We start from the raw sequence: 13,068 nt of genomic DNA, 5'->3' as shown, positions 1-13,068 counted from the left end.
TATTTTTTGGTATTTTATGTTTTAGCTTCCAAGCATTTTTGATATTTAAAAATCCAAACTTCTAATTTCTAAAAGCGAAGTCTTAAATCCTGAGAAATTAAAGATTAAGCCAGCAGAACCGAAAGACAGGTCCGGATGAAATAACCCCAACAGTTTTAGTCCATTTTTATCCTCTTTAATCTTATTTCTCAAAAAGCTAATAGCCGATTGGATTGCTGGAAGCTATTTCAACAAATAGAAAGAATTGCGATAAGTATTTAACTTGGACTCCCTAAAGACCTTAAACTGTGAACCAACAACTAATATCTACGATACTTTGAAGTTTCCTCAAAAACATGCTCTAAAATTGCCTGATCTTGCTCGGTAAATTCCATTTTTCGTCGTTCCAAAACTCTTTCAGCAACTTCAAAAACCTTTTTTGTTTGGTAAGTTGTCATTCCAGAGCTCCCTCCCCAACTAAAACTCGGGATAAAATTTCGTGGATAACCAGTTCCGAAGATATTACAACTTACACCTACTACGGTACCGGTATTAAACATCGAATTGATTCCGCATTTACTGTGATCACCCATCATTAGACCACAAAACTGAAGTCCGGTTTTCGCAAAGCCTTCCGTTTCATAATCCCAAAGGCGAACTTCCGCATAATTATTTTTAAGATTCGAATTATTAGTATCGGCCCCCAAATTACACCATTCGCCCAAAACAGAGTTCCCAAGATATCCTTCGTGACCTTTATTTGAATTTTGAAATAACACCGAATTATTGATCTCTCCTCCTGCTCTACTACCGGGTCCAATAGTTGTTGCTCCGTAAATTTTGGCACCCATTTTCACAATAGCTTCTTCGCCAATGGAAATTGGACCACGAAGAAAACAGCCTTCCATCACTAGCGCATCTTTACCAATGTAAATAGGCCCAGCGCTGGCATTTAAAGAACAATTCTCTACCACAGCACCTTCTTCAATAAAAATATTGTCGGGATTCTTCACATAATTTGAAGAATCTATAGGTTGTGATTCTCGATCCTCAGTAAGTAATTTAAAATCGAATTTTATGGCTGTTGCATTTTTAGAAAATATATCCCAGGTATGCGCCAATTTCAATACATTACCATCGATCTCTATCTGCTTATATGCTGAAAAATCTACCTCCTGATCCTCTTCGGTATAAAAAGAAACGATTTCTTCACCATCAAAAATCGCCTCTTTATTATTCAAATTTTTTATTTGCTGAATAAATTCTGAAGAAGGAAAATATGCTGCATTGATCATTATATTTTCCTCAAATTCTACCAACGGCCATTTTTCACTCAAATAATCTTCAGTAATAGTTGAAGTTGTATAACCTAGAATATATTCCCAACGCTCGCGCATGGTTAAAATTCCAAATCGAATATCGGCTACGGGTCTTGTAAAAGTAAATGGAAGCAATTGGTTTCTAACCGAACCATCAAAAAGTATATAATTCATTTCCGCACATTAATTTTTATAAAGTTAAAGCGAATTAGGAAAGTTTAAAGAAAATCACGTTAAATTCAGTCTAAAACTAAAAAAAGAGACAACAAAAAAAGGCTGCAAAATTGCAGCCTTAGTATATTTTTCGAATTCGCGAAGATTATTTCTTCTTGAATTTTGCGTATTTGTTCTTGAATTTATCAATTCTACCAGCACTATCTACAAGTTTAGTTTGACCAGTATAATAAGGATGAGAAGTTCTTGAAATCTCCAATTTGATTAATGGATATTCAGCACCTTCTACCTCGATAGTTTCTCTTGTTTTTGCAGTAGATTTTGTAATGAATACATCGTCGTTAGACATATCTTTAAATGCTACTAATCTATAATTTTCCGGATGGATTCCTTGTTTCATCGCTTTGATCTTTTAATTTTCAGGGTGCAAATTTAACCAATTTGTTTATAAATCCAATTATAATTTAAATTATTTTTTATTTAACAGCTTTGTAACGTTTTACTATCTTTGCTTACTAACCGATAAACGACAAATTTAATTAAAAAAATGGAAAACTCTACTTCAGTAAAATCGGTTGCTTATCCTTTTGGAATTGCACTTGCGCTATACTCAATAATTTATCTAGTTCTTGTTTATGTCTTTAATGTATCTCAAGAGGATTGGGTAGTTGGCTTAATTAGCAAATTCATTGAAATCGCCATTTTTGTATTTGCTCTTATAACCTTCAAGAAAAAGAATGAAAATGTAATAAGCTTAAAGCAGTCTCTTAAAGTGGGATTGGGCGCCGCTGTAATTGGAGGAATAATTGCTGCTATTTATACTTATATTCATTATAAATTTATTTACCCAGAGTTTTTGCAAAGTATGTATGATACACAAGTTTTGGCGATGTCTGAGCAAAATTTAACAGCTGAACAAATGGAAGGCGCTTTAACTTGGGTAGAATATACTAGTAGTCCATGGGTTTATAGTGCAATGCAAATAATAGGATATCTTATACTTGGTTTTATAATTTCCTTACTTACTGGGCTTATTATTAGAAATAATCAAGCTCAAGATTATTAGAAAATAACAATTAATGCAGATTTCCGTAGTCATACCTCTTTTAAACGAGGAACAATCTTTAGCAGAATTATATAATTGGATCGCAAAAGTAATGCGATCCAATTCCTTTTCTTATGAGATCATTTTTATCGATGATGGTAGTACCGATGCTTCCTGGAAAACCATCCAAACCATTGCAGAAAACGATAAGGCGGTCAAAGGCATAAAATTTAATCGCAATTATGGCAAATCTCAGGCTTTACATGCAGGTTTTTTAAAAGCGGAAGGCGATGTAATTATTACCATGGATGCCGATCTCCAAGACAATCCAGATGAAATTCCAGAATTATACTCAAAAATAACCAAAGATGGTTACGAGCTTGTTTCAGGATGGAAAAAGAAACGCTACGACTCTGTTTTAGCCAAAAATTTACCTTCGAAGTTATTCAACGCAGCAGCGCGTAAAACTTCAGGATTAAAATTGCACGATTTCAATTGCGGATTAAAAGCTTACAAAAAAGACGTGGTAAAAAATATCGATGTCTACGGAGAAATGCATCGCTATATTCCGGTTTTAGCTAAAAATGCGGGCTTTTATAAAATAACCGAAAAAGAAGTAAAACATCAGGCTAGAAAATACGGAAGAACTAAATTTGGGCCAGAGCGATTTATTTTTGGATTTCTGGATCTATTAACGATTTGGTTTTTATCCAAATTTGGTCGTAGACCAATGCATTTATTCGGATCTTTAGGGGTTCTAATGTTTATTATAGGGTTCTTTACTGCTGGATTTGTAGGATTTTCTAAACTATATAAAATGTATCATGGTGTGCCTAACACACTCGTTGCTTTAAACCCTTGGTTCTATATCGCACTAACCGTGATGATTATAGGTTCACAATTATTCCTTGCCGGCTTTGTAGGAGAGCTTATCTTAAGAAGCAAGCGAGATAAAGAACGTTATCTTATTACTAAAACTACCGAGAATTACTAAGTTTCAATACAGAAAATATTATTTTTGAAATCTATTTTGTTTGAACTACTAAAACTAAAACCAAAATTATGTCACAAGTAAAACCTGAAATTTTAGCGAAAGCCCAAACTTGGCTTACCGATGTATTTGATGAAGATACCAAAAAAGAAATCAACGAACTTATAGATAACAACCCTTCTGAATTGGAAGATAGTTTCTATAAAAATGCTGCTTTTGGTACAGGTGGAATGCGTGGAATTATGGGTGTTGGTACTAACCGTATTAATAAATACACCTTAGGGAAAAACACTCAGGGACTTTCAAATTATCTAAAAAGAGAATTTTCAGGGGAAGCGCTAAAAGTTGCAATTGCTTACGATTGTAGAAATAATAGTAAAGAATTAGCGCAAGTTGTGGCAGATGTTTTTTCAGCAAATGATATCGAGGTGTTCTTATTTTCAGATCTAAGACCTACGCCAGAATTATCTTTCGCAGTTAAAAAATTAAATTGCCACTGCGGAATTGTTTTAACTGCCAGCCATAATCCACCAGAATACAATGGTTATAAGGTGTATTGGCAGGATGGTGGCCAGTTGGTTCCGCCTCAAGATAAAGATCTAGTTGAAGAAATTAACGGATTGGAATACGAAGCGATTAGCTTTGATGCTAAGAACGATTTGATTCATAAAATTGATAAAGATGTAGATGAAGCGTTTATTGAAGCTTCAGTAGCTAATGGAAGTTTTGATACTTCAGCAGAAGCAAAAGCAGATCTTGGTGTTGTTTTCACTTCTTTGCACGGTACTTCTATTACCATGGTTCCGCCAGTATTAGAAAAAGCTGGTTTTGCCAATGTTACTATAGTTGAAGAGCAAAGAGAACCAGATGGGAATTTCCCAACGGTTAAATCACCGAATCCAGAAGAGCCGGAAGCTTTAAAAATGGCCTTGGACATTGCTGAAGAAAAAGGAGCTGATATCGTGATAGGAACAGATCCAGATTGCGACAGACTGGGAATTGCAGTTAGAAATAACGAAAATAAACTAGAGCTTTTAAACGGAAACCAAACAATGTTAGTAATGACTTGGTTTCTATTAGAGCAATGGAAAAAGGCTGATAAAATGGATGGTAACGAATTTATCGCTTCTACCATCGTTTCGACACCAATGCTAAAGAATTTATCTGAAGCTTACGGCGTAGAATATAAAGAGGTTTTAACCGGCTTTAAATGGATCGCAAAACTTATTAAAGATCATCCAGAGTTAGATTTTATTGGTGGTGGAGAAGAAAGTTTTGGTTATATGGTTGGCGATTTTGTACGCGATAAAGATGCGGTAACCTCTACCCTATTAGCTTGCGAAATTTCAGCATTTCTAAAAGCACAGGGAAGCTCGTTCTACGAAAAACTATTAGAACTTTATACTACTTATGGTTTATATAAAGAGGAATTAATTTCTTTAGTTAAAAAGGGAATCGAAGGTGAGCAGGAAATCAAACAAATGCTTATTGATCTTAGAGAAAAACCTTGGGAAACTATCGACGGAGAGAAAGTAGTTTTAGTAGAAGATTATCAATCTTCTGTAGCCAAACATCTTCATGATCATACCGAAGAAGAAATCACCATACCAAAGTCTAATGTGCTTATTTATTATACTGAAGACGGAACTAAAATCGCAGCGCGACCAAGTGGAACCGAGCCTAAAATTAAATTCTACTTTAGTGTAAATACTTCTTTGGATAGCGTAAGTGATTTTGAAGAAAAGAATAAAGAATTAAAAGAAAAAGTCAGCCGAATTAAAGCTGAATTACAACTAGGGTAAGACCTTTGAAATTATATGAGTTATTTAAAAAAAGTTCTTCAGTTTGCGAAACCTTATAAACGTTACGCAATTCTGAATATTATTAGTAATGTTTTTTATGCATTGTTTAGCACCTTATCATTTTTGGCATTTATACCGATGCTGCAAGTGCTTTTTCAGGTAAACGATCCAATAACGATCAAACCTGTCTGGGATGGTCACTGGACAACCATAAAAGATTTTGCTGAAGATTACGCGAACTTTTTTTTAAATCAACGAATAGAAGAATATGGGCAGATTTCTGCCCTTATTACTATCTGTGTTTTGATAATTATTCTATTCTTTATCAAAAACCTATTTAATTATATGGCGATGTACTTTATCGCCTCTTTGAGAAACGGAATGTTACGGGATATTCGTAATCGCATCTACGAGAAGATTACAGAACTTCCCGTTTCTTTCTTTTCTGAGAAACGTAAAGGAGACACCATCTCACGAATTACAAGTGATGTACAGGAAATTCAGTCTTCTTTTCTTAGTATGTTAGAGATGTTTGTAAAAGAGCCCTTAACACTACTCTTCACATTAATCGGTATGCTAATAATTAGTTGGAAGCTCACCCTTTTTGTGTTGATCTTCTTACCCATTTCGGGACTAATTATTTCTTCTATCGGGAAAAAACTAAAAGCGAAATCAACCAGTGCTCAACAAGAAAATGCTCACTTTTTATCGATTGTTGAAGAAACACTTTCGAGCTTAAAAATTATTAAAGGTTTTAATGCTGAAAGTAAATTTATAGGGAAATTTCATGAGAGCACAAATAGACTAAATGAAATCCTCAACGCACTACTTCACCGCCAAAACCTGGCTTCACCGATGAGTGAATTTTTAGGTGTTTTGGTAATAACTGTGGTACTTTGGTTTGGCGGAAGAATGGTTCTTATAGATGGCACCATGCAGGCTTCAACTTTTATAGGATTTTTAGTACTAACCTACAATATTCTTACGCCTGCAAAAGCAATCTCTAAAGCCACTTATAGTGTTCAAAAAGGGAATGCCAGTGCCGAGCGTATCTTAGAAATTATTGAAACCGAGACAAACCTGAAGGACGCACCGAATGCTATTAAAAAAGAAAGTTTCGATACGAAAATAGAAGTCAATAGCATTAATTTCAAATACGAAAAAGAGCTTGTTTTAAAGAATTTCAGCATGAGTGTTCCTAAAGGACAAACTATTGCTCTAGTTGGTCAATCTGGTAGTGGAAAATCAACAATCGCTAATTTAATCACTCGTTTTTACGACGTAAATGACGGAAGTATTAAAATCGATGGTACCGATATTCGTGAAATTTCGAAGCATTCTTTAAGAAATTTAATGGGACTTGTTACTCAGGATTCTATTTTATTTAATGATACTATTCGTAATAATGTGGCTTTAGGAAAAGATAATGCTACAGAAGGCGAAATTATCAATGCGCTTAAAATAGCAAATGCTTGGGAGTTTATTTCAACAATGCCACAAGGCTTAGATACCAATATTGGAGATTCTGGAAACAAATTAAGTGGCGGACAAAAACAACGACTTTCAATTGCCAGAGCGGTACTTAAAAATCCGCCGATAATGATCTTAGACGAAGCTACTTCGGCTTTAGATACCCAAAGTGAAAAATTAGTTCAGCAAGCATTAGAAAATATGATGCGTAACAGAACTTCTGTAGTTATTGCTCACCGTTTAAGCACTATTCAAAATGCAGATAAAATTATAGTGATGCAACGTGGTGAAATTGTAGAGCAAGGAAAACACGAAGACTTATTGGCTAAAAAAGGAACCTATCAAAAGTTGGTAGAAATGCAGTCTTTTGCATAATTTTCTTCAAATTTTGGATTCTTTTTCGGTGTTTACTAGGTAATTCTTTATTATTTTATTCAGAATTATACATTTTGACCGCTATATCTTAATAAAAATATAACGCGAGGGTTAGTCAGCTTTAAAGTTTTCTATATTTTAGCCAAACCATTTTAAAGGGATTGTAAACTAAATTTTTTCCCTTGGAAAAAGCCGAAAATTTACTTGTACAACAACTAAAAGATAAGAAAACTTCTCAGGAAGCTTTTAAAAAACTTGTATCTGAATATAAGGAACGCTTGTATTGGCATATAAGAAATATGGTTAAAGATCATGACGATTCTCATGATGTGCTTCAGAATACCTTCATCAAAGTTTTCAGAAATATCGATCAGTTTAAAGGAGATAGCAAGCTATTTTCTTGGATGTATCGTATTGCTACAAATGAGTCTATAACTTTTCTAAACAAAAAAGCGAAGCGTCAACAAATTTCTTCAGACGAACTTCAGGATGCAATAATTAATAATCTTGAAAGCGATGTTTATTTTGAGGGATCTGAAATTCAACTTAAACTTCAAAAAGCTATCGCAAGCTTACCGCAAAAACAACAACAAGTTTTTACGATGAAGTATTTTGAAGAATTAAAATATCGAGAGATGGCTGAGATTTTAGAAACCAGTGAAGGGGCTCTTAAAGCTTCTTATCATATTGCTGCTAAAAAAATTGAAGAATTTTTAAAAACAAATTAAACCATTTCAATTTCTACAAGTCAAATAAAAGATGAAGAAAGAGAAAATACCATATCACGGCGCCTCTGGCTTTAAAGTGCCTTCTGGATATTTTGAAAATCTAGAAGATCAGTTATGTGATAAGGTCTTAAGTGAAGAAGAGCAGGTACGTGAAATAGAGCTACCCGCAGAGGCAGGATTTAAAGTTCCTGAAGCTTACTTTGACGGTCTTGAAGATCGTTTGGTTGAAAAAATAGAAATAAAACAGCCAAAATTAATTAAAGTAGACTTTAGAAAAACGCTTTATTATGCCGCTGGGATCGCTGCTATTTTTATTTGTTTATACTCAACGTTTTTTACGTTAGGAAACGAACAATCTGCAAGTTGGGATGATGTAGAACTTTCTGCAATGGAAGATTATATCGATGATGGATACATTGATTTTTCTTCTACAGAATTTTCTAATATGATCATCGAGGATGGTTACATTGTAGAAGAATCAGATTTCGCTGCAATGAATAGTGATGCCGTATTTGATTATATTGATGAGAATGTTGAAGATCCCAGTTATATTTTAGAATAATTGCTATGAAAAAGATTGCATTAATAGTCTTGTTGATTTTTGGCTTTTTAACAGCACAAGCTCAGGATGACAACGAGAAGGAGCGAATTAAGTCTTTAAAAACTGCTTTTATTACTCAGGAATTAAATTTTAGTAATAAAACAGCGCAAAAATTTTGGCCTATCTACGACAAGTATGAAGATAAACGTAGAGCATTATATCGAAAAGAACATCGAGATATAGAAAATGTAGATTGCATGGCTGAAGATAAAGCTCAGGATCTTCTAAACGACTTAATTGAAATTGAAAAGGAAGATTACGAGCTTAAGAAAAAATATTTTCAGGATTTAAAAACGATTCTATCTGCACAGGAAATTGTAAAACTTCATCAGCTTGAAGAAGATTTCCATAGAAAGTTGATAAAGGAATATCGCGCTCGCAAAGAAAAAGAGCGAAAGAATGAAGAAGAGTAAGAAATTTCTATTTACAATTTAGTTTTTTGGTTAGTTAGTAGTAAGAATTCCGGTTAACATTTATTTGTTCTCCGGAATTCTTTTTTTGCACAAACTATCCTCTTATTTATTGCTGATAATTCTAATATTGATTTCTGAGTTTATATATAGCCAGAAATGTGAAATTATGGGATATTTTTTAGCAATGACACAAACCAAAACATTTGGCTAATTACCAAAGACACCTAACCTCTCAGTTTAGATAAAACTAGCTGTTTATTATATCCGCTATTGTCTTTGCCGTCTTTTTAATGTATCAATCACGGATAGTTTTATTGATATTTAAATTCCGGTATAATTTATATAATAGTGTTTCTTTGAAATATATTAACGCGATTATCATCATTATCTAAAATCATAGTACAATAAAGGCTATCCTTAGCTAAATACCGCTTCTTCCATAAAAAATGAACCGCTTTATTTTCAAGTTCCTTGGTTGTTACTTCTAGATCTTCTACATAAAATACTAATGCTTTCGAGCCAACTACTGTAGGTACGGCATCAGTTTTTGCATCTTTTCTAATTGACTCAATCGATTGGTTATTTGAGTTCTCAATCATTTCAATTTTCATACCTGCGCCTTCCATAAAAGCCATTTCCACATGTCCTTCTGGAACTGGAATAGACTGTTTTGCTAATAATTTAAAGCCTAAACTATCAGTATACCACTTTATTGAATCTTCAATGTTGGAAACTACAAAGGCAATATTATAAAATGCTAAAGTGCCTAACCCATCATTTGACTTTCTACTATTTTCCATCTTTTTTATTTAAATTTTTATTCAGTACAAAATTACTTTTTAACTTTGGAAAAACAAGTTAAATCAATATTAACTTTTAAATTCAAAGTTAAAAACTAAGTAGGTTTTAATATATTTGAAGAATGAAAATGAAATCACACTGTCCAATAAACTATTCTCTGGAACACTTTGGAGATAGATGGTCTTTATTAATTATAAGAGATTTAATGTTTAATGGGAAAAGACACTATAATGAATTTTTAGAGTCAGCAGAAAAAATTTCTACAAGTGTTTTGGGAGATAGATTAAAACAACTGGAGGAAGCCGATATCATTAATAAAGGAAAAGATGAAGTAAAAAAATCAAGAATCAAATATAGCCTTACCAGAAAGGGAATAAATATGCTCCCCATAATGCTAGAACTTGTTTGTTGGAGCGGGAAATACGATAGTGAAAGTGATATTAATGATGATTTTTTAACTCAAGCAAATAATGAAAGAGAGAAACTAATACAATCAACAACAGAAAAATTAGAAAATGAGCATTTAATGAATTAATCGTTTGATGAAAAAACCGATTTTTGAAAATAACAATTTTATCCAAATGTTTTAAAACAATAGATATCAATTATTGTAAGTTGTCGTCACAATGAAGTTGACTAAGACTTTAAAAGCTTTTCGTTTTTCAATACTATATCCAATTACGTTAATTGCCATAAAATAAATTCTACCATCACAAGAAATCAAGATTCGTTATATTAAAGCGCTATTTTATTTGAAATAGATTTTCGCAATTCGTTTAGATCCTGCCGCAAAGGCAGTTGAATCATTTAAAAACCGAATGGTATAAAAACCTTCATCACTTAATTTTCTCCAGGTTTCTCCCGCATCTTTAGAATAAGAAATTCCTGTAAAACCGGTTGCTATAATTTCTTTTCCGTTGCTATTTGGTACATAGCGAACGCTGCTTTTATAATTTGGTTCTTCACCGTCAGCAATTAGATTCCAGGTTTTACCGCCGTCTTTTGTGATGGCTTTATTTCCGGTATTTCCATTTGGATCTTCGTAATTTCCGCCTATGATAATTCCGTTTTCAGCATCATAAAAATCCATGCTATAACCGCCCAAAGTTGGTTTTCCTTGTTTAAGCGGAGTCTCTGCAACTTCCCATGTTTTTCCCTTATCGGCAGAGTGGAAAACTCGTGATTTCATTCCGCCACTCAAGATCCAAACATGATCGCCTTCTATTGCAATATTTGAGTTACTAGCTGCAAATGCCGCTTCGCTTTCAGCTGCTTTTGGGAGTTTCTCACAGTCAATTTTTTTCCAGGAATTACCACCATCTCTTGTTACAATAACAGATAAACAGTCGTCTGTGGGATCACCCATAGCGATTCCTTCCTGATCGTTCCAAAAAGCAATTGCATCATAAAACACTTTTTCGTCCTCCTCTTTGTAAACCAGTTTCATCTTTCCATCATCGCCTGTTTTATAAAGCAGGGCCGGATTTTCAACACTCAGCATAAAAAAGTCACTTGCTGTACTCGCTACTGCTCTAAACTCCGGAGTAACCGAATCGTATTTTTGCTGAGATAATTTCCAGCTTCCAGTAGCCGAATTGTACAGTCCATAAGTACCATTATTCGCAGCGAAGGCCAGATTGTTCCCAATCACTTCAATCGCACGTATGCTTAAAGAATCATTTTCTAGAATAGGTTCGATTTTCAAGCTTTCAAAAGTATGTTGAACACCTACTTCTTTTTCTTCCGTAGTATTCGTTTTAGTTGTTTTTGTATCATTTTTGCAGGCTACAACAGCCATCAAAGCCATAATCCAGACTTTCTTCATTTCGTTGGTTTTTGGTGGATTTCCTTCAAATATAAATGTTTCAGCGATAAAAAAGATTACCTTTGCACCCTTAAATTTTAGCAATGCGTTTACATAGAAATTTAGTTTTTGCAACTATAGATGGCCTCAAAGAAATTTTCAACGAAGGCCAATATGCCGATAAAGTGATTGAAAAGACCTTAAAACGTGACAAGCGTTGGGGAGCGAGAGATCGTAGTTTTATTGCTGAAACAACTTACGACATCGTAAGATGGAAACGCCTTTATGCTGAAATTGCTGAAGTTAAAGAACCTTTTTCTCGTGAAAATTTGTTTCGACTATTTGCAGTTTGGGCAACTTTAAAAGGAATTAAGTTACCAGAATGGAAACAAATTGAAGACACCCCTACCCGCCGTATTAAAGGTAGATTCGATGCGCTTAGCAAAATTAGAAAGTTTAGAGAATCTATTCCAGATTGGTTAGATGAGTTGGGTGTTGCTGAACTTGGTGAAGAAGTTTGGGAGAAAGAAATTGGAGCGCTTAATATACAGGCTCCAGTAATTATTCGAGCCAACAAACTAAAAACTGATGCTGCTACACTAAAAAATAAACTTAGTGAAGAAGGTTTTGAAACCATAAACCTTAAAGATTATCCAGATGCACTTCAATTAGTAGAACGTGCTAACATTTTTAGAACAGAATGTTTCAAAAAAGGAATGTTTGAAGTTCAGGATGCATCTTCGCAATTGGTAGCCGATTTTCTAGATGTTCAGCCTGGTAATCGTGTAGTCGATACCTGCGCCGGTGCTGGTGGTAAAGCTTTACATTTAGCCGCGCTAATGGAAAATAAAGGTCAGGTGATCGCTTTAGATATCTACGGAAATAAATTAAAAGAACTTAAGCGACGTGCAAAACGTGCTGGTGCTCATAATATTGAAACTCGTGCTATTGATACCACAAAGGTGATCAAAAAGCTATATGGGCAGGCCGATAGAGTTTTAATTGATGCGCCTTGTAGCGGTCTTGGCGTTTTAAGCCGTAATCCGGATGCTAAATGGAAATTGGAACCTGAGTTTTTAGATCGTATTCGTAAAACGCAACAGGAAATTATTCGCCAGTATTCCAGAATTGTAAAGGATGGTGGTAAAATGGTTTACGCCACATGCTCGGTTTTACCTTCAGAAAATCAAATGCAGGTAAAAGATTTTTTAGCTTCAGAAGAAGGAAAAGATTTCAAATTAGTAGAAGACCGTAAAATTCTTTCTTCAGAAACAGGTTTTGATGGATTCTATATGGCGCTGCTTGAAAAAAGTGAGTAAATAAAATTGATTTCCAAAATATTTCAAAATCGCCTGAAACTGCTATTAGCATCTTTCAGGCTTTTTTTATTTCTCTGATTTTAAAATTTCCTCTAAATGAAAATGGCTAACGAACCGGTTTTCAGTTTCTAATTTTTATTAATAAAGACTGGTAACAATTTCTTAAAATTGGAATCAAAACTTCTTCAGTACTTTCGCGCCTCCATCCATCTGGGAGATTGAAACGATTATAAACCGAAACTCAAAT

Annotated in this window: 13 protein-coding genes; 9 read left to right on the top strand and 4 right to left on the bottom strand. The window is 34.1% G+C overall.

The genetic code is table 11. The annotated features are described in order from the left end of the window. Positions 1–299 precede the first annotated feature (299 nt). Together QWY91_RS03025 and QWY91_RS03020 are read right to left on the bottom strand one after the other, a co-directional pair. Positions 300–1,472 carry a GlmU family protein gene (locus QWY91_RS03025; protein ID WP_290231579.1) on the bottom strand — a complete coding sequence of 391 codons (1,173 nt, stop codon included), beginning with the start codon at positions 1,470–1,472 and terminating at the stop codon, positions 300–302. A 145-nt stretch (positions 1,473–1,617) separates the two neighbouring features. Beyond that, entirely contained in the window at positions 1,618–1,872 is a 255-nt protein-coding gene (locus QWY91_RS03020; protein ID WP_290231577.1) for a type B 50S ribosomal protein L31, read from the bottom strand. A 147-nt stretch (positions 1,873–2,019) separates the two neighbouring features. Between QWY91_RS03020 and QWY91_RS03015 the strand changes: the two genes are divergently transcribed. The 7 genes from QWY91_RS03015 to QWY91_RS02985 all read left to right on the top strand — a co-directional run bounded on the left by QWY91_RS03015 (position 2,020) and on the right by QWY91_RS02985 (position 8,897). Next, complete coding sequence (locus tag QWY91_RS03015; protein ID WP_290231575.1) at positions 2,020–2,538, top strand: DUF4199 domain-containing protein; 519 nt, start codon at positions 2,020–2,022, stop codon at positions 2,536–2,538. A 13-nt stretch (positions 2,539–2,551) separates the two neighbouring features. Further along, positions 2,552–3,511 carry a glycosyltransferase family 2 protein gene (locus QWY91_RS03010; protein WP_290231574.1) on the top strand — a complete coding sequence of 320 codons (960 nt, stop codon included), beginning with the start codon at positions 2,552–2,554 and terminating at the stop codon, positions 3,509–3,511. Between the two features lie 68 nt (positions 3,512–3,579). Beyond that, positions 3,580–5,310, top strand: coding sequence for a phospho-sugar mutase (locus QWY91_RS03005; protein ID WP_290231572.1), 1,731 nt, complete (start codon positions 3,580–3,582; stop codon positions 5,308–5,310). A gap of 15 nt (positions 5,311–5,325) precedes the next feature. Continuing rightward, on the top strand, positions 5,326–7,155 hold the full coding sequence (locus QWY91_RS03000) for an ABC transporter ATP-binding protein (protein ID WP_290231571.1): 1,830 nt from the start codon (positions 5,326–5,328) through the stop codon (positions 7,153–7,155). Positions 7,156–7,337: 182 nt separating this feature from the next. Further along, on the top strand, positions 7,338–7,883 hold the full coding sequence (locus tag QWY91_RS02995; RefSeq protein WP_290231569.1) for an RNA polymerase sigma factor: 546 nt from the start codon (positions 7,338–7,340) through the stop codon (positions 7,881–7,883). A gap of 31 nt (positions 7,884–7,914) precedes the next feature. Then, a complete protein-coding gene (locus tag QWY91_RS02990; RefSeq protein ID WP_290231567.1) occupies positions 7,915–8,445 on the top strand; it encodes a hypothetical protein in 531 nt (176 codons plus the stop codon). A gap of 5 nt (positions 8,446–8,450) precedes the next feature. Then, complete coding sequence (locus QWY91_RS02985; protein WP_290231565.1) at positions 8,451–8,897, top strand: hypothetical protein; 447 nt, start codon at positions 8,451–8,453, stop codon at positions 8,895–8,897. Positions 8,898–9,235: 338 nt separating this feature from the next. On the opposite strand, the gene QWY91_RS02980 is transcribed toward QWY91_RS02985, so the two are convergent. Beyond that, a complete protein-coding gene (locus QWY91_RS02980) occupies positions 9,236–9,697 on the bottom strand; it encodes a VOC family protein (RefSeq protein WP_290231562.1) in 462 nt (153 codons plus the stop codon). A 122-nt stretch (positions 9,698–9,819) separates the two neighbouring features. Between QWY91_RS02980 and QWY91_RS02975 the strand changes: the two genes are divergently transcribed. Beyond that, positions 9,820–10,233, top strand: a complete 414-nt coding sequence (locus tag QWY91_RS02975; RefSeq protein WP_290231560.1) for a winged helix-turn-helix transcriptional regulator — start codon at positions 9,820–9,822, stop codon at positions 10,231–10,233. A 213-nt stretch (positions 10,234–10,446) separates the two neighbouring features. Here the strand turns inward: QWY91_RS02975 and QWY91_RS02970 are convergent, their stop codons facing one another. Continuing rightward, positions 10,447–11,523 carry a WD40/YVTN/BNR-like repeat-containing protein gene (locus QWY91_RS02970; protein WP_290231558.1) on the bottom strand — a complete coding sequence of 359 codons (1,077 nt, stop codon included), beginning with the start codon at positions 11,521–11,523 and terminating at the stop codon, positions 10,447–10,449. An 83-nt stretch (positions 11,524–11,606) separates the two neighbouring features. On the opposite strand from QWY91_RS02970, the gene QWY91_RS02965 reads away from it, so the two are divergent. After that, positions 11,607–12,821: an RsmB/NOP family class I SAM-dependent RNA methyltransferase gene (locus QWY91_RS02965; protein WP_290231556.1), complete on the top strand. Its 1,215-nt coding sequence runs from the start codon at positions 11,607–11,609 to the stop codon at positions 12,819–12,821. Positions 12,822–13,068 lie beyond the last annotated feature (247 nt).

The sequence above is a fragment of the Zunongwangia endophytica genome (assembly GCF_030409505.1).
GTDB classification, from domain to species: Bacteria; Bacteroidota; Bacteroidia; order Flavobacteriales; family Flavobacteriaceae; genus Zunongwangia; species Zunongwangia endophytica.
This window is presented reverse-complemented; position numbering and strand designations above follow the sequence as displayed.